At 37.0% G+C, this 15,770-nt stretch carries 20 protein-coding genes and 1 tRNA gene; 8 read left to right on the forward strand and 13 right to left on the reverse strand.

Annotated features, from left to right (window positions below):
- Positions 1-6 precede the first annotated feature (6 nt).
- Both HU137_RS07615 and greA read right to left on the reverse strand, forming a co-directional pair.
- The gene (locus HU137_RS07615) at positions 7-399 is read right to left on the reverse strand and encodes an HIT family protein (protein ID WP_182043181.1); all 393 of its coding nucleotides are present in this window, start codon (positions 397-399) and stop codon (positions 7-9) included.
- A gap of 3 nt (positions 400-402) precedes the next feature.
- A complete protein-coding gene (gene greA, locus HU137_RS07620; protein ID WP_182043182.1) occupies positions 403-882 on the reverse strand; it encodes a transcription elongation factor GreA in 480 nt (159 codons plus the stop codon).
- A gap of 138 nt (positions 883-1,020) precedes the next feature.
- On the opposite strand from greA, the gene HU137_RS07625 reads away from it, so the two are divergent.
- The 3 genes from HU137_RS07625 to HU137_RS07635 all read left to right on the forward strand — a co-directional run bounded on the left by HU137_RS07625 (position 1,021) and on the right by HU137_RS07635 (position 2,466).
- A complete protein-coding gene (locus HU137_RS07625; protein WP_182043183.1) occupies positions 1,021-1,410 on the forward strand; it encodes a hypothetical protein in 390 nt (129 codons plus the stop codon).
- Between the two features lie 7 nt (positions 1,411-1,417).
- A complete protein-coding gene (locus HU137_RS07630; RefSeq protein ID WP_182043184.1) occupies positions 1,418-1,735 on the forward strand; it encodes a YbaB/EbfC family nucleoid-associated protein in 318 nt (105 codons plus the stop codon).
- A gap of 92 nt (positions 1,736-1,827) precedes the next feature.
- Positions 1,828-2,466: a peroxiredoxin gene (locus HU137_RS07635; protein WP_182043185.1), complete on the forward strand. Its 639-nt coding sequence runs from the start codon at positions 1,828-1,830 to the stop codon at positions 2,464-2,466.
- Positions 2,467-2,504: 38 nt separating this feature from the next.
- Here HU137_RS07635 and HU137_RS07640 read toward each other — a convergent pair whose 3' ends face one another.
- Complete coding sequence (locus HU137_RS07640) at positions 2,505-2,981, reverse strand: GNAT family N-acetyltransferase (RefSeq protein WP_182043186.1); 477 nt, start codon at positions 2,979-2,981, stop codon at positions 2,505-2,507.
- Between the two features lie 160 nt (positions 2,982-3,141).
- Here HU137_RS07640 and HU137_RS07645 point away from each other — a divergent pair, with 160 nt between their 5' ends.
- Positions 3,142-4,218 carry an agmatinase family protein gene (locus HU137_RS07645; RefSeq protein WP_182043187.1) on the forward strand — a complete coding sequence of 359 codons (1,077 nt, stop codon included), beginning with the start codon at positions 3,142-3,144 and terminating at the stop codon, positions 4,216-4,218.
- Between the two features lie 250 nt (positions 4,219-4,468).
- Positions 4,469-7,762: a T9SS type A sorting domain-containing protein gene (locus HU137_RS07650; protein ID WP_182043188.1), complete on the forward strand. Its 3,294-nt coding sequence runs from the start codon at positions 4,469-4,471 to the stop codon at positions 7,760-7,762.
- An 8-nt stretch (positions 7,763-7,770) separates the two neighbouring features.
- Here the strand turns inward: HU137_RS07650 and HU137_RS07655 are convergent, their stop codons facing one another.
- From HU137_RS07655 to HU137_RS07675, 6 genes are all read right to left on the reverse strand, one after another.
- Positions 7,771-8,034, reverse strand: a complete 264-nt coding sequence (locus tag HU137_RS07655; RefSeq protein ID WP_182043189.1) for a hypothetical protein — start codon at positions 8,032-8,034, stop codon at positions 7,771-7,773.
- Between the two features lie 282 nt (positions 8,035-8,316).
- Entirely contained in the window at positions 8,317-8,736 is a 420-nt protein-coding gene (locus tag HU137_RS07660) for a hypothetical protein (protein ID WP_182043190.1), read from the reverse strand.
- Position 8,737: 1 nt separating this feature from the next.
- Positions 8,738-8,869, reverse strand: coding sequence for a hypothetical protein (locus HU137_RS13050; RefSeq protein ID WP_262890129.1), 132 nt, complete (start codon positions 8,867-8,869; stop codon positions 8,738-8,740).
- Positions 8,870-8,965: 96 nt separating this feature from the next.
- A complete protein-coding gene (locus tag HU137_RS07665) occupies positions 8,966-9,208 on the reverse strand; it encodes a GIY-YIG nuclease family protein (protein WP_182043191.1) in 243 nt (80 codons plus the stop codon).
- A gap of 102 nt (positions 9,209-9,310) precedes the next feature.
- Complete coding sequence (locus HU137_RS07670) at positions 9,311-9,535, reverse strand: GIY-YIG nuclease family protein (protein ID WP_182043341.1); 225 nt, start codon at positions 9,533-9,535, stop codon at positions 9,311-9,313.
- Positions 9,536-9,587: 52 nt separating this feature from the next.
- Positions 9,588-9,664 (reverse strand) — tRNA-Met (locus tag HU137_RS07675).
- Between the two features lie 184 nt (positions 9,665-9,848).
- On the opposite strand from HU137_RS07675, the gene HU137_RS07680 reads away from it, so the two are divergent.
- Positions 9,849-10,229 carry an START-like domain-containing protein gene (locus HU137_RS07680; protein WP_182043192.1) on the forward strand — a complete coding sequence of 127 codons (381 nt, stop codon included), beginning with the start codon at positions 9,849-9,851 and terminating at the stop codon, positions 10,227-10,229.
- Between the two features lie 15 nt (positions 10,230-10,244).
- Complete coding sequence (locus HU137_RS07685; protein WP_182043193.1) at positions 10,245-11,078, forward strand: aminotransferase class IV; 834 nt, start codon at positions 10,245-10,247, stop codon at positions 11,076-11,078.
- On the opposite strand, the gene HU137_RS07690 is transcribed toward HU137_RS07685, so the two are convergent.
- Entirely contained in the window at positions 11,075-11,626 is a 552-nt protein-coding gene (locus tag HU137_RS07690; RefSeq protein WP_182043194.1) for a YqgE/AlgH family protein, read from the reverse strand. The genes HU137_RS07685 and HU137_RS07690 overlap by 4 nt on opposite strands.
- Before the next feature lie 52 nt (positions 11,627-11,678).
- On the opposite strand from HU137_RS07690, the gene pdxH reads away from it, so the two are divergent.
- Complete coding sequence (gene pdxH / locus HU137_RS07695; protein WP_182043195.1) at positions 11,679-12,323, forward strand: pyridoxamine 5'-phosphate oxidase; 645 nt, start codon at positions 11,679-11,681, stop codon at positions 12,321-12,323.
- Positions 12,324-12,382: 59 nt separating this feature from the next.
- Here pdxH and HU137_RS07700 read toward each other — a convergent pair whose 3' ends face one another.
- From HU137_RS07700 to HU137_RS07710, 3 genes are all read right to left on the reverse strand, one after another.
- Positions 12,383-12,667, reverse strand: coding sequence for an HU family DNA-binding protein (locus HU137_RS07700; RefSeq protein WP_182043196.1), 285 nt, complete (start codon positions 12,665-12,667; stop codon positions 12,383-12,385).
- Between the two features lie 144 nt (positions 12,668-12,811).
- On the reverse strand, positions 12,812-13,762 hold the full coding sequence (gene fmt, locus HU137_RS07705) for a methionyl-tRNA formyltransferase (RefSeq protein ID WP_246361491.1): 951 nt from the start codon (positions 13,760-13,762) through the stop codon (positions 12,812-12,814).
- Positions 13,763-13,855: 93 nt separating this feature from the next.
- On the reverse strand, positions 13,856-15,727 hold the full coding sequence (locus HU137_RS07710) for a RecQ family ATP-dependent DNA helicase (protein WP_182043197.1): 1,872 nt from the start codon (positions 15,725-15,727) through the stop codon (positions 13,856-13,858).
- Positions 15,728-15,770 lie beyond the last annotated feature (43 nt).

Genomic DNA, 15,770 nt, shown 5'->3' on the forward strand with positions numbered 1-15,770 from the left:
TCTAATTTATAAAGATGATTTTATTTTTGTTGCAATTTCAGTCATTTCTTCCGGACTGACTTTGATTTTGGGTTGAGAGAAATTGATGTCGTTCATCGTATTCATCGGTACCAAATGAACATGAACATGAGGAACTTCCAGTCCTATTACAGCGATTCCTACACGTAAACAAGGAATGGCTTTTTCAATGGCAGGTGCGATTTCGTAAGCAAAATTCATTAAACCCAAATAGGTCTCCTTATCCAAATCAAAGATTTTGTCCACTTCCTTTTTTGGGATGACCAAAACATGGCCTTTTACCAATGGGAAAGCATCCAAAATGGCGATGAAATTTTCATCTTCCGCTATTTTATAAGAAGGAATTTCTCCGTTGATGATTTTAGTGAAAATACTGGACATGAATTAATCGATTTTGATATCTAGAATTTCAAATTTCATTTCCATCCCATTCGGTAAACTTACCTCAGCAATGTCTCCAACTACTTTCCCCAATAATCCTTTTGCAATCGGCGTGTTAACAGAAATTTTTCCTTTTGAAAGATCAGCTTCTGTTTCCGGAACCAAGGTATATTTCATTTCCATTCCATTGGCCGTATTTTTTATTTTAACCGATGATAAAATGGAAACTTTAGAACTATCCAGTTGGGAAGCATCGATCACTCTGGAATTGGCAACTTGATCTTTGATTTTAGAAATCCGCATTTCTAAAAGACCTTGTGCTTCTTTTGCTGCATCATATTCTGCATTTTCAGATAGATCACCTTTGTCTCTAGCTTCAGCGATTTGCTGCGAAATTTTAGGACGTTCTACACTTTCCAAATGATCCAATTCTGCACGCAATTTATCCAAACCTTCTTTCGTTACATATTGTATATTTGCCATAATCTAATCAATTTATAAAAGAATAATCCTACGGAATTCCGCAGGACTATAAGTGCAAATATAATAAATAAAAATAGAGTAGTCAGTATGATAGGAAATAATTTGAAATGCTTAGCGGTAGTATTAATGTTGATAGGAATGGGCTCAATTACAAGTTGTAACAGCGATGAAGGGCAGTTGAACTGTAATCCAGCTTATGCCATTTCTGCTTCTATCAATATCAATCTTCCGCTTTACAGTGAATTGGAAACAAGAGGCTGGACGTATGTAGGGGGAGAGGGAACAGGAACCCGTGGCATCATCGTTGTGAAAACCAATAGCGGTTACAAAGCTTATGATAGAAATGCACCGCATATTTGTCCGACACTCAATTCTACACTGGAAGTTGTGGACGATATCAAATTGTATTGTGAGGAAGATGGTGCGGAGTGGATTTTATTGACAGGACAGCCACTGCATACCGCAGATAGAGCACCGAGAGTATATCAAGCCGTCAGAAACGGGGACATTATTAACATTTTTAATTAAAATCATCATGTATGGAAATATCATGGAAATGATGGGCAAATTGCAATCTGCCCAAGAAAATTTTGAAAAATTAAAACAAAAATTAGACAGTCAGAGTTTTACGGAAAATTCATCTGATGGAACGATTTCAATCACCATGACAGAGTTGGCGACGATCAAAGACATTCAAATCGCTTCCGGACTATTGGCAGACAAAGAACAATTGGAAGACACACTTGTGGTAACGCTCAACAAGGCGCTTGAAAAAGTAAAGCAAAATGCAATGCAAGAAGCAAAAAACACTGCCAAAGAAAGTTTGCCACCGATTCCGGGTTTGAGTTTTTAAGTTTAATTCGAATTCGTTAAAAATTTCTAAATAAAACCCAATAGTCTACCAATTCAGTAGACTATTCTTATATTTGACAAAATTTTAATAATATGTCAACGATAAGATTAGGAGATGTGGCGCCCAATTTCAGTGCCCAAACCACAGAAGGAAAAATCGATTTTTACGAATATTTAGGTGAAGGCTGGGGGATTTTATTTTCGCATCCGGCAGATTATACACCGGTCTGTACAACAGAATTGGGGACAACGGCAAAGTACAAAAATGAATTTGAGAAACGAAATGTAAAGGTTTTGGCGTTGAGTGTGGATGGACTAGAATCGCATAAAGGTTGGGTGAAAGACATCAATGAAACCCAAAATACGGAAGTCAATTTTCCGATCATTGCGGATGAGGATAAAACCATTTCCTTTTTATACGATATGATTCACCCCAATGCATCTGCCACTGCAACGGTTCGTTCGGTTTATGTCATCGGGCCTGATAAAACGGTAAAATTGATCATCACTTACCCGGCTTCTACAGGAAGGAATTTTGATGAACTCTTGCGTGTAATCGATTCTTTGCAATTGACCGCTTATCATAAAGTGGCAACTCCTGCCAACTGGAAATCAGGTGAGGATGTGGTCATTACACCGGTCGTTTCAAATGAAGATGCAAAAGAATTGTTTCCAAAAGGCTTTAAAGAAATAAAGCCTTATTTGCGTTTAACGCCTCAGCCGGAAAATTAATCTAAAAAAAGCGTTCCATTTGGATGGAACGCTTTTTTTTAAACCGGTACTTCTACGATATATAGAAATTTATTTTTGACTTTATGTTCAATTTTACTGAGGATAGTAGCACCTTTCTTTTCAAAAAATGCGATTCCGTTAGGGTCCAAAACAAGCGTTACTTTTTCGACGTTTCGCTTTTTTAAATAATCCCTCAAATAATCATACATCACAGATCCATAACCTTTTCGCATATAAGGTGTATCTATCCAATACTGCGCAATACGCGTAGTGGGTTTAATTTCTTCCAATGCAAAAAATCCGACGATTTCATCTTCCAAAGTTGCTTTGATGACGGTATGGGCATTTAAAAAATCCTCTGTTATCGTTAAATTTTGGTTCCAAAGCTCCATGGCTTCTTTTGAATAACCCCAATGGCGTTTGGAACGGATGGCTACTGCACTCAATTCATCAATATCTTCCACCACGGCAGTTTCAAAAATCATGTCCTCTGGCGGTAATTTCGAATAGTTCATTTCTAGTTGTATAATGTGTCAAAGACAAATTTATTCTAATTTCCAATGTAAGTCAAGTATTCCGAATAAATTCAGCGATACATTTTAATTTATTTTCATTTTCTTTCTTGTCCATTTTGGATTAAAGTATCTTTGTAGGCCAATTTTCATATTTTAAGTCATGAGTAAACAAGAAATCATCGATTCATTTGATCCTAACCAGCCAGGACTTGCTGACGCTACATTATTTGGGTTGCCATTTTCGGCTGAAATGAGCGAAATCATCATCGTTCCTGCGCCTTGGGAAGTAACAGTTAGTTATGGATCTGGTGCTTCAGATGGCGTTGATGCGATTTTTGATGCTTCTTTTCAAGTTGATCTTTTGCACCAAACATTTCCGGAATTATGGAAATTGGGAATTTACATGGATAAAGAAATTCCCAATTGGAAAGGGCAGAGTGATGCTTTGAAAGAGTTGGCCTCTCCTATAATTGAGGCGCAGGAGGCTGGTCAAAACTTAAATGAAAATCCGAAATTAAAATCGGATTTGGAAAATATCAATGTAGCCGGAACTAAATTCAAATCAGATTTAAAAGAAAGAATCCTGCATTGGATGAATCAAGGAAAATTGGTTGGGCTTTTGGGTGGAGACCATTCGACACCATTGGGATACTACAAAGCTTTGGCCGAAAAACATGAAAGTTTTGGTATTCTTCATTTGGATGCGCATATGGATTTGAGAGATGCATATGAAGGTTTTACTTATTCGCATGCTTCCATCATGTTCAATGCCTTAAAAATTCCGCAAATCAAAAAAATCGTGCAAGTAGGCATTCGTGATTTTTGTGAACAAGAAGTTGAAGTGGTACGCGAATCAGGTAAGAGGGTGAAAATTTTTACAGATGCCGATTTAAAAGCGGAACAATTTCAAGGTATAAATTGGGCAGAACAATGCAAAGCCATCATCAGCGAATTGCCGGAAAATGTGCACATCAGTTTTGACATCGATGGACTCTATCCAGGGTATTGTCCCAATACCGGAACACCGGTTCCGGGCGGATTTTCCTTTGAACAAGCCGCATTTTTATTGACCAAATTAGCTGAATCTGGAAAGAAAATCATCGGATTTGATTTGGTGGAAGTAGCTCCTGGAGAAGATGATTGGGATGGGAATGTCGGTGCCAGAATGTTGTTCCATTTATGTGGCGTTTTGGCTAAATCAAAAGGACTACCGGTTGGCAGTCAGATTCAATTCTAATCTGAAATAGACTCTTGTTCAAGTTTCTCATATTCATATATTTAAATAGGAATAAAATCCTTAATTTTGCGATTTGATGAAAATTTAATTTTTCCAATTAACTCAAATTTGAAGTTTTAGTAATATGTCAAATCAGGAGTAGACAGATTTAGGTTCATAATTTTGAATCCAAATTTCATCTTAACTATACTAAATAGCTTATTTTAAATCAAAAATTATTCTTAAAGTTTTTAAATCAAATAAATTCATAATGAAAAACAACTTTTTACTATTTTTTAGTGTTTGTTTTCTTGCTTTTTCCCAATTGTTTGGGCAAGATATCTACACGCAAATCACAACAACTGATGAACTCACTTCGGGCGAATATTTGATCGTAGGAGATGGTTCAACCAACGACGGATTCATGCTGAATCAACAAAATGCAGGTGGTCATAGCACCTACATTTTGCATACTGCTGTTACCGATCCCGGAACAACCATTAGCTCAGGATTTACTTCGGACAATGTATTTACCATAGATGTGAATTCCGGTCAAATTACGATTTACAATGCAGAGGTGGGCTATGTAACTTATAGAGGGAGCGGGAATCATGCAAGTTTTTATGATGGTACACCTGAAAATACTGAAAAATGGACTTATTCCGTCGACGCAGGTTTATGGTCACTGACCAATGTTGATAATACAGATAGAATTTTACAATGGAACAATAGCAGTCCAAGATTTGCAGCTTATACTTCCAGTCAAGTAAAATTAAAATTATACAAAAAAGAAACAGAAGAGCCGACAGGTTTTTCCATTAGCGTTATCCAACCAACCGGTGGGTCAATATCTCCAGAAGGTGTAGTCGAAGTTGAAGAAGGAGGAACAGCTACTTTTACAGCAACAGCCGAATCCGATTGTTTTGTATTGAGTCATTGGGTTGTAGATGGTGCAAATGCCGGAAACACAAATCCTTATGTTTTCACAAATGTTACAGCGGATCATACCATCACAGCAGTTTTTAATGTAGCGAGTACGTATACCGTTACCCCATCAGCAGGTCCAAATGGTCAAATTTCGCCAAACACTGCGCAAACTGTGAACTGTGGTGGAGACATCAATTTTGTTTTCATTCCAGATCCAGGATATGAAGTGGCTGATGTGTTGGTTGATGGCGTTTCTGTTGGTAACATGACTTCTTATACCATTACAAACGTTACCGAAGACCATACGATTTCTGTAAGTTTTGAAGAAATTGCCGAACCGGGTGATTTCTGTATGACAGAAAATTTTGAAAATATCCCAACTTCTCAAAGTACTTTTTATCAAACCAGAACTTGGACCGGAAATGATGGCATCGAATGGTCAGCAACAGATGCCAGAACGGATCAAACCATTACAGATAGAGCTTTGGGAATGCGCAACAGTACGTTGACCAATACTTCTACGATTTCCGGAGGAATTGGAACGCTTTCTTTTGATTATAAACGAATTTATAGCAATAATTCTACTCTAAAAGTATTTGTAAACGGAACCCAGTACGGTGGCGACATTACAGTATCCGAAGAAACGCCAACTACATTTTCAACTGATATCAATGTGACAGGAGATGTGGTAATTGAAATCATCAATTCCGGGAACAGAACTGCGATTGACAATTTAGGTTGGACTTGTCCTGAAGAACCATGTGAAACACCATTGCCAACCGCAGAAACCCAAACTTTCTGTGGAACTACAACCGTGGCAGATTTAGTGGCAGAAGGAACAGAGTTGAAATGGTACGATAGTTTGGAAGCAACTACGCCACTTGCTGCTGCTGCTGAAATTGCAACAGGAACTTATTACGTAACCCAAACCATCGATTGCGAAAGTGAAAAATTGGCCGTAGAAATTACCGTAAACGAAATTCCAGATGCACCAACTGCTGATGCACAAGAACTTTGCGATGGTGCGACCGTAGCAGATTTGGTAGCTGTGGGAACTGATTTGAATTGGTACGAAACAGAAGACGCAACGGAGCCGTTGGAAGAAGATGTGCTTTTGGTTAGTGGAAATTATTTTGTGAGCCAAACGGTAAATGGTTGTGAAAGTGAAAGACTTTCTGTCGAAATTACCATCAATGTAGCACCAGTTTTTACCACGCAACCTGAAGATCAAACTGCTATTTTAGGTCAAAACGCAACTTTCTCTTCTGAATTGGAAGCTGAAGGAAGTTTCCAATGGTATGTAAGCACAGACAATGGAGCAAACTGGACGATCATCGATGCTGCAACGGAAAACAATTATACGACAGAAGCGACCACTTTTGATATGGACGGATACCAATTCCGAGTTGTCGCAACAAACGATTGTGGTGAAACAACTTCAAATGCTGCGATTTTAACAGTAATTGAAGAGCCATGTGGTGGAATGGAAGATTTTGAAACGACCGATATTCCGGCTACTTATGGAGATGGATCATTTACAAATAACGGCATTACTTGGACGTATGGACATTCTAGAAATGAAGGTTCTGGAACAGGTGATGATTATTCGATCGACGGAAAAGGTTTGATGTTGAGAAGAGCATCTGACTCTTATTTGGAAACGACATTGACATCTGGAGTAGGTGAATTCTCATTTGAATACAGAAAAGCATTTACCGGTGGAAATGAACGCCAATTGGAATTAATCGTCAACGGAACACAGGTTGCAACAACTGAGGTTTTTGGTGATGAAAGTGGTGAAGACCCTACAGTTCATACTTTTAGTTTCACAATCAACTTCAGTGGAGAAACCGTGATCCGAATCAAAAATGTTGGCGAAACTACTTCAAACAGACAAACGGTTATTGACAACATTTCTTGGACTTGTACAGCAGAACCATGTACGACGCCAATGCCTACCGCCGATGCCCAAACTTTCTGTGGAACTGCAACGGTAGCAGATTTGATGGCAGAAGGAACAGATTTGAAATGGTACGATAGTTTGGAGGCAACTGAACCGCTTGCTTCTGATTTAGAATTGGTTTCCGGAACTTATTATGTGTCGCAAACCATCGATTGTGAAAGTGAAAGATTGGCAGTTGAGGTTACGGTAAATGAAATTCCGGCTGCGCCAATTGCTGTTGGGAATTTCGAATTCGTAGCAGGTGAAACTTTGGCTGATTTAGAAGATTCACTTGAATTTACAGGAGAATTGACTTGGTATGATGATGAAGAATTGACCATCGTATTGCCTGACACCACTTTGTTGGAAGATGCCGGCGTTTATTATGTCACCCAAACGATTGACGGATGTGAAAGCGAAGCTTTGCGTGTAGAAACGGAAGAATTGGGATTGAGCTCAAGTGAATTGGCCAACTTCAGTTTTTATCCAAATCCGGTAAAAGAGGTCATGAATTTGAAAAATGCTTCTTCCATTCTTCAAGTCGAAATTTACAATCTTGCAGGTAAATTGGTTTATACCAAATCTTTGAATGCCAAACAAGCAGCATTGGATCTGTCCCAACTTTCATCAGGTGTTTATGTGATGAAAATTACAACAGAAAACCAAATGAAAACCATCAAGATTCTGAAGAAATAATTTAGAAATCAATCAAAATGATAGAAAGGAGTTGTTTTTACAGCTCCTTTTTTTGTGTGATATGATTGAATCAGCATTTTTAAATTAACAAGGTTGGATAGGTTCAGATGGTTGCAGATGATGCTTTCTATTGTTTTGTTTCGGTCTTTGGTCATGTTGCCGTTGGTGTCGTATTCATAGTTGTAATAAGCACGGATTGCAAATCCGCGCCATCGGGGACCTTTGTTTGCCGTAAGGTGTTTTTCCATTTTTGACCATAGAATTCTTTTCATCAACACAAGTGATACACTTGATTACAATCGAAGCCATTTTAATAGATTTAAGACTTCCAAAAATAGAAAAACAACCGGAAGGTTGTTTCTAATTCTGTATTTTATAAATTTTAAATTATTGATAATCAGATTTTAGATTTGATAAAAATGATAAATCAACATGTTTGATACAGCGCCCATTTTTTTCTAAATGCGGAAATCAACATGTTTGATACAGCGCCGATCCAAACCTTAATTTTTCAATTTACACACTTGGTGGGATAGTGTCATTTATTTTCATTTTTAATCTAAAAAATTTCTGATAGAATCTTTAGGAACGGGAACAGGCAATTCTGACCAACCCTCCACAGGTATACTATCTAAATTTATCTCTGCTGGAACAGTAGGATATTTGATCAGAAAATTTTTCTTTGGCTTATTTGGATCAAATACTACAAAGTAGATTCCGCCTACTGCGAATTCTTCTCTAATACCTGTCGCAGAATTTCTTCCCTCATAGATTTCATTATTCACTTTATAAGTATAAATAAACGTCCATCCGGTTCTATTTTTTTTTATTTTTTCTCCAACCCCTATCGTATATTTCCCTTCTTTTATTAAAGACTCATATTTTTTTTGCTGGGAAAAATAGATAACGAAACATAACACCACAAATCCTAAAAACCCTAAAAAAAATAACTTAATATGTTTATTTATTTTCATTTTAATGTTTTACTTCATAATCTACTGCTTCACCAACTCCATTATTATATAAAGGTTCTACCACCGCTCCTGCTGTTTTATTAGTAACCGCTTCAAATGCATTCCCGGAAGCCGTACCAAGCGGACTAACCATAAATGATTTTACCCGATGGCGCGGATTTGCAATCCGTGCCTAAACTCATTTTCAATTATGCATTAAAAATACAATTAAAAATCATCTGATTCCGCGTTACTTTTTTAAAGTTTTGATGAAATCCCTTCCAACGCCGGACTTTAACCATTTCTCAAAATCCATGGCTTCCTTTTTTGTTTCAAAATCTTTTGTAAAAATGATTTTCCACGGCCTATATTTCGCAGTCCACCCATGTCCAAATTCATTATGCGAAAGCAATCGGGTTTTTAAATCGGAAGTAAATCCGGTGTAATGTTTACCGGAAGATTCAGAAAAAAGGATGTAGACTGTAAATTTCATAAAAAGAAAAAGGACGATGAAAACACCGTCCTTTTTAGTAGCGAAGACGGCTCCGAAATTTCGGAGGAACCCGTGTCCGCCGCGGCGGATAAGAATCCTGCGCTACTTCTTTAAAGTTTTGATGAAATCCCTTCCAACGCCGGACTTTAACCATTTCTCAAAATCCATGGCTTCCTTTTTTGTTTCAAAATCTTTTGTAAAAATGATTTTCCACGGTCTATATTTCGCAGTCCACCCAAGTCCAAATTCGTTATGAGAAAGAATTCGGGTTTCCAAATCGGAAGTATAACCGGTGTAATGTTTACCGGAAGATTCAGAAAAAAGGATGTAAACTGTAAATTCCTAAAAAGAAAAAGGACGATGAAAACACCGTCCTTTCTGGTAGCGAAGACGGGAATTGAACCCGTGACCTCAGGGTTATGAATCCTGCGCTCTAACCATCTGAGCTACCTCGCCATTTATTATTAAATCAATATTTCAAATTTTCAAGAGATTTGAACCCTTTCCAAAGCAGCAGGCTACCTTGTCCTCGTTTTAAGGACTGCAAATATAGAATCTTCTTTTAATTCAACAAAACTTATCTAAAAAAGTTTGGTTATAAAACTCTATTTTATATATTGCACACCAATTAAATCGAAACATGGCCAGAGAAAAATTTCAGTCCGAATTTGTGATAAATGCTTCACCTTCATTGCTTTATAATTATATCTCAAACCCTTCCGGATTGTCAGAATGGTTTGCAGATAATGTGAATTCTCGTGGTGAGAAATATACTTTTATTTGGGATGGTGACGAGCAATCTGCTTTTTTGATGAAAAGTAAACAAGATACCTATGTTCGTTTTCAGTGGGAAGACGATGAAGACACCAAATATTTCTTTGAACTGAACATCGTAGAAGACGATCTGACCGGAGATGTTTCGCTTATGATTACCGATTTTGCAGATACGTCCGAAGTAGAAGAATCCAAACTGCTTTGGGAAAGCCAAATCGAAGATTTAAAGAAAATTTTAGGTTCATAGATAAAACCATTCTTCGTGAAATTTATATTTAACGGAAACTTTTTTGATGAAGCCGATGCCCTTTTTGGGAAAATTAATCGTGCTTTTCAGTTGGGAGATTTTATCAGCGAAACGGTAAAAATAGCAGATGGAAATCTCTTGCTTTGGGAAGAACATTATTTCAATTTGATGGCTTCTATGCGGATTTTTCGCATGAATATCCCTCTGAATTTCACGCAAGAATTCTTTGAAGAAGAAATAAATAAATTGGCTCGGGAAAATAAAATTTCCAATGCAAAAGTTCAAATCAGTATTTACCGAAATGCAGACAGCAATGATTTGTTGACCAAATCTACTGTTTCCTATTTGATTGAAATTTTAGAAGAATTTTCATCTGAAAAGTATAGTTGGAAAAAGGATGTGTCAGAAATCGAAATTTTTAAAGATTACACCGTAAATCCAACCTTTTTCACACAAGTCAATTCGCATAAACCGGAAGAAATAATCGCCCGTGCTTTCATGCAGGAAAACGAATACGATGATTTGGTGTTGTTAAATCCGGAAAAGAAGATCGCAAGAACCTTGCTCGGAAATCCATTTTTGATCCAAGGAAATCACATCAAAACGCCTGAAATTTCTGAAGGTGGAATTCGCAGCGTTACCCGAAATCATTTGTGCAATTTGATTGCAAAATCGGAAGATTTCACACTGGAAGAAACCGATATTTTTCCATTTGAATTACAAAAAACCGATGAAGTTTTTATTTGTCTAGAAAGTGAGGGGATTCTTTCCATTCATCAAAATCGGAAGAAAAATTATACCACAGAAAAAACAAAAGAAATTTTTGCGTTGTTGAATTCAGAACTTTAATTCATCGTCGGGTCAGCCGGTGTATTAAGCCAAATGAGATGTTCACCACCCAATTTTTTCATCTGCATCCGCCAAAGATTGTTGTCCCAGTCTTGAAATATATCCAAATCATCTTCAACGACGATCCAGGCATTTTCTTCAACTTCAGATTGCAATTGATTTTCTCCCCAACCACTATACCCTAAATAAAAGCGGATTTCGTCTTCTGTAATCAGATTTTGATTGATGGCATTTTTGACGTCTTCATATTCGCCAGACCAATAAAGTCCGTTTGAAATCGGTTCAGAATTCCGGATTAGATCTGGACGGTTGTGTAAATAATATAAATTTTGGGTTTCGACCGGTCCACCTTCATAAACGGTAAAATCAGACTCCAATTCAGAAACATATAAGTTTACGGAATGATTCAAAGGTTTGTTCAACATAAAACCTACAGAACCGGACTCGTTATGATCAGTAATAAGTACAACAGACCGATTAAAAGTCAAATCATATAATGCCGGTTGGGCAATGAGTATATTTCCTTTTGTAATCGTTTTAATTTGCACTAAGTTTGAATTAAAATTGTTGTCTGTTTGATAAAGTTAAAAAAAAAATCCAATGAAACAAGACTTAAGCGATAAAAGAAAGGACTATTCCCGAAATTTTATTGATTTCTCCAATCTCCCTGAAAATCCTTTGGATATGTTCAATGATTGGTATGATTTTGCTACCCATTCAGATCAGATAGCCGAGCCTTATGCGATGAGTTTGGCTACTATAGGAGAGGATGGTTTTCCTCGGGGTCGAATTGTTTTGTTGCGTGAAGTCAATCATGATGGATTTATTTTTTATACCAATTATGATAGCCAGAAAGGGAAATCCATACTGGGGAACCAAAAAGTATGTTTGTCTTTTTTTTGGGACAAATTGGAACAACAAGTCATCATAAAAGGATTGGCAGAAAAAATAGAGGCACGAAAGTCGGATGATTATTTTCATAAACGTCCGGTAGAAAGTCAGATAGGCGCTCTGGTTTCATTGCAAAGTTCGGTGATAGCTATGGATGCTGATTTAGGAGAAGAGGTAAAAAATTTAAGTCGGGAATATGCCGGAAAAGAAGTTCCAAGACCGGAAAACTGGGGTGGATATTTGGTGAAGCCGGTGGAAATAGAATTTTGGCAGGGCAGACCCAGCCGTTTGCATGATCGACTCCGATTTAGTTTAAATGAAGGTAACTGGAGAAAAGAACGATTGGCACCTTAAAAAATTGGACAAAAAAAATCCTTTCATTTCGAAAGGATTTTTCATGAAATCATTAGGATTTATTTTTTCTTTCCATCAACTGCAGAGGATAACTCTGATCCTGCTTTAAATTTAGCAACTGTTTTTGCAGCGATTTTGATAGTCTTTTTAGTTTGAGGGTTGATACCGTTTCTAGCACTTCTTTTTGAAGTTGAAAAAGTTCCAAATCCAACCAAAGAAACTTTATCTCCTTTTTTCAAAGCCTTTGTTACACTTCCTGTAAATGAATCCAAAGCCTTTTTTGCCGCTGCTTTAGATATTCCGGCGTCAGCCGCCATCGCATCGATTAATTCTGATTTGTTCATAATTTTAAAGATTTTATTAATTTAATTAGTATAACAAATATAGACGAATCCTTTATTTACGCAAGTTTTAGCCCAATAAAAATCACTTTTTTGTTGAAAAAACCGCCAAATTTGTTAATAACCACCATTGTTTCTGCTTGTATTTCAGATGTTTTCGTTCAAAATCCAGCCTTCCTTGTCCTGTAGGCCATTGATGAAATCACGGTCAGATAGTCTTCTTTTTCCTTCAATTTGAAGTGCTTGAACATAATAATTTCCTTCTTTTAATTGAATTTTTATTTGGTTGTTTTCAAAAGAAATGGAGTTCAAATTTCCATTGGGATTGGATGCCTTTTCAAATCGGCCTTTGTAAATTTTGACGAATTTATTTTCTCCATCTTTTGAGAAAAAGGTCCAAGCGACCGGATAAGGACTCAAACCTCTGATTTTATTGTGAATGTTTTCTAACGATTCCTCCCAATTAATTTTACAATCTTCTTTGAAAATTTTTGGAGCAGCTTTCAGGATTCCTAAATTTTCTTGCGGCAAAGGTTGAATTGAATTGGTTTCCAACCCATTTAAAGTTTGGATGATGGTTTTTTTACCAATTTCAGCCAATTGATCATGCAAAGTTCCGGCATCATCTTCGGTCGTTATTTCAACTTTTTCTTTCAATAAAATATTTCCCGTATCGATTTTCTCATCGATTAAAAATGTGGTAACTCCCGTTTCTGTTTCACCGTTGATGATCGCCCAATTGATCGGTGCAGCACCACGATACTGAGGTAGGAGAGAGGCATGAAGGTTAAAAGTTCCTTTTTTCGGAATCTGCCAAACTTCTTTAGGCAACATGCGGAAAGCAACTACCACAAAACAATCTGCATTTAAAGATTGAAGTTCAGTCAGAAACTCCGGGTTTTTTAGTTTTTCAGGTTGAAGTAATTTTAAGTTTTTTTCAATTGCCAATTTCGCAACAGCAGACTGCGCCAGTTTTTGTCCGCGACCGGCAGGTTTGTCCGGAACAGTAATTACACCGACAACTTCATGTTTGCTATTTAAAATTTCTTCCAGACAAATCGCCGCAAATTCGGGCGTTCCCATAAAAACTACTTTCATGTGTTAATGTTTATTGATTTTTTTGGTCACAAGGAACACCCAAATTAACATTCCGTTGTGTGATATAAGTTTAATCATGGGTGTTTCATCTGTTTATTTTTTCACTGTTTGGTAACGATCTATGCCTTGATTTTCAATGATATTTTCATCTGATAGACGCTGTAAATTCCCCAAAACCAATTCTCTGGGCGAATGTACAAAATGAAGAAGGATTTCTTGGGTGGTTTTTGGCGTTTCATCTAAAAATTTCAACAGAGATTTTTCATCCAAATTGGGTTTTTCTTTTTGGCAAACATCGCATTTACCACAATTTTTCTTTGGTTTTTCTCCGAAATAGCGCAATATCAATTTTTCTCTGCAGATTTCGGTTTGCGAAGCATAGTAGATTATGTCTTGAAGCCTTTTCCATTGCGCAATCTGCAGATTTTCAAAGTCTTTCCAAATTTTATTTTTCAAATAGTCTGACTCTCTTGGACGTAAAAATACTACATTTTGTAGGTCACGACTCCGGTAATGCAAATAGCCAGATTCGCTCAATTTTTGCAATGTTTTTTTGATTTTTTTGACCGGTTTTTGAAGTTCTTGCGCGATCTGAAATTCGCTGATGGATATTTCTTGAGAAAGAATTCCCGGATGTTTGCGAACCAGAAATTCGGCAATTCTGGTTTCGATAGATTTAGAAAACTGTGCGTAAGCAGGATTGGCATTCAATTGAACGGTACTATAATTGACCTTTTTTTGGAAGATGATGATTTCTTTTCTTTCCAGAAAATCCAAAACTTTCATGGATTTCATCTTATCCAATTTGAATTTTTTAACAAACATTGCGAATTGGAATTCCAATTTCCCTTCCGGTCGTTCATTTTCTCCAATCTCAAAATAATTATAAAATTTCCGACCAATTTGTTCAAATTCTTCCCGTGTCGGAAGACCGGATTTAAATATTTTTTCAGACTCTTCAGCAGCATAAGGTTGCAAAAACAAAACGGCTTCTGCATTTTTCCCATCACGACCTGCTCTTCCTGCTTCCTGAACATAAGCTTCCAGACTCGAAGGCAAATCCATGTGGACAACCGTTCTGACATTGGGTTTGTCGATTCCCATCCCAAACGCATTGGTCGAAACGATGATTTGTTGGTTGCTTTTGGTCCAAATTTCTTGTTTTTTTATTTTTTCATCATTGGGAAGTTTGGCATGAAAGAAATCGGCATCAATTTCTCTGGATTTTAAAAATTCTGAGAGTGAAAAAGTCTGTTTTCTCGTTCGGGAGAAAACGATGCCCGAACCGGGATTTTTTTTAAGTTCCAATTCCAATTCATCCAATTCGTTTTGAGAACTTTGGACTTTATAAACCAAATTTTCTCTTTTTAATGTGCTTTTGAAAAGATTTGGTTTTTTTAAATGCAAGGCCGAAATGATTTCTTCCTGTGTTTTGGGTGGTGCTGTCGCTGTTAAAGCCAATAAATTGACCTTAGGAAATAATTCTCTTATTTTGTTGATTTTCAAATAGGAAGGACGGAAGTCATGTCCCCATTGCGCAATGCAATGCGCTTCGTCTATCGCTATTAAACTGATTTTCAATTCGAGGAGATTTAGCATAAATTTTCTGCTCAATAATCTTTCCGGGGCGACATACAGTAACTTTATCTGCTTTAGTTGGCATTTTGCAAAAACGACTGCGATTTCATCCTGATTTAATTGGGAACTGATGGAAGCCGCTCCTATCCCGATTTGATTCAACTGCTGAACTTGGTCCTTCATCAAGGCGATTAAAGGTGAAATCACCAAAGTGATTCCATCCAAAAGTACAGCCGGAATCTGATAACAAACAGATTTACCACCTCCGGTCGGTAAAATCGCCAATGTATCTTTTCCATCCAAAACAGAATCGATGATTTCTCTTTGCGGATATTTAAAATCTGCATAACCCCAATATTTTTGTAATATTTCTTGCGTGTTTGCCACCAAAAGGGATTTTTGTAAAAATACAAAAGGAAAAGGAATTGAT

The sequence above is a fragment of the Moheibacter lacus genome, assembly GCF_014042165.1.
In the GTDB taxonomy this organism is placed as follows: domain Bacteria; phylum Bacteroidota; class Bacteroidia; order Flavobacteriales; family Weeksellaceae; genus Moheibacter; species Moheibacter lacus.

What these genes read in the sequence shown, in the direction of transcription:
- HU137_RS07625 (WP_182043183.1), top strand. Translation starts at nt 1,021, where the DNA reads ATGGGCTCAATTACAAGTTGTAACAGCGATGAAGGGCAGTTGAACTGT.
- HU137_RS07635 (WP_182043185.1), top strand. Translation starts at nt 1,828, where the DNA reads ATGTCAACGATAAGATTAGGAGATGTGGCGCCCAATTTCAGTGCCCAA.
- HU137_RS07650 (WP_182043188.1), top strand. Translation starts at nt 4,469, where the DNA reads ATGAAAAACAACTTTTTACTATTTTTTAGTGTTTGTTTTCTTGCTTTT.
- HU137_RS13050 (WP_262890129.1), bottom strand. Translation starts at nt 8,869, where the DNA reads ATGGTTAGTCCGCTTGGTACGGCTTCCGGGAATGCATTTGAAGCGGTT.
- greA (WP_182043182.1), bottom strand. Translation starts at nt 882, where the DNA reads ATGGCAAATATACAATATGTAACGAAAGAAGGTTTGGATAAATTGCGT.
- HU137_RS07640 (WP_182043186.1), bottom strand. Translation starts at nt 2,981, where the DNA reads ATGAACTATTCGAAATTACCGCCAGAGGACATGATTTTTGAAACTGCC.
- HU137_RS07680 (WP_182043192.1), top strand. Translation starts at nt 9,849, where the DNA reads ATGGCCAGAGAAAAATTTCAGTCCGAATTTGTGATAAATGCTTCACCT.
- HU137_RS07660 (WP_182043190.1), bottom strand. Translation starts at nt 8,736, where the DNA reads ATGAAAATAAATAAACATATTAAGTTATTTTTTTTAGGGTTTTTAGGA.
- HU137_RS07655 (WP_182043189.1), bottom strand. Translation starts at nt 8,034, where the DNA reads ATGAAAAGAATTCTATGGTCAAAAATGGAAAAACACCTTACGGCAAAC.
- pdxH (WP_182043195.1), top strand. Translation starts at nt 11,679, where the DNA reads ATGAAACAAGACTTAAGCGATAAAAGAAAGGACTATTCCCGAAATTTT.
- HU137_RS07665 (WP_182043191.1), bottom strand. Translation starts at nt 9,208, where the DNA reads ATGAAATTTACAGTCTACATCCTTTTTTCTGAATCTTCCGGTAAACAT.
- fmt (WP_246361491.1), bottom strand. Translation starts at nt 13,762, where the DNA reads ATGAAAGTAGTTTTTATGGGAACGCCCGAATTTGCGGCGATTTGTCTG.
- HU137_RS07615 (WP_182043181.1), bottom strand. Translation starts at nt 399, where the DNA reads ATGTCCAGTATTTTCACTAAAATCATCAACGGAGAAATTCCTTCTTAT.
- HU137_RS07630 (WP_182043184.1), top strand. Translation starts at nt 1,418, where the DNA reads ATGTATGGAAATATCATGGAAATGATGGGCAAATTGCAATCTGCCCAA.
- HU137_RS07700 (WP_182043196.1), bottom strand. Translation starts at nt 12,667, where the DNA reads ATGAACAAATCAGAATTAATCGATGCGATGGCGGCTGACGCCGGAATA.
- HU137_RS07645 (WP_182043187.1), top strand. Translation starts at nt 3,142, where the DNA reads ATGAGTAAACAAGAAATCATCGATTCATTTGATCCTAACCAGCCAGGA.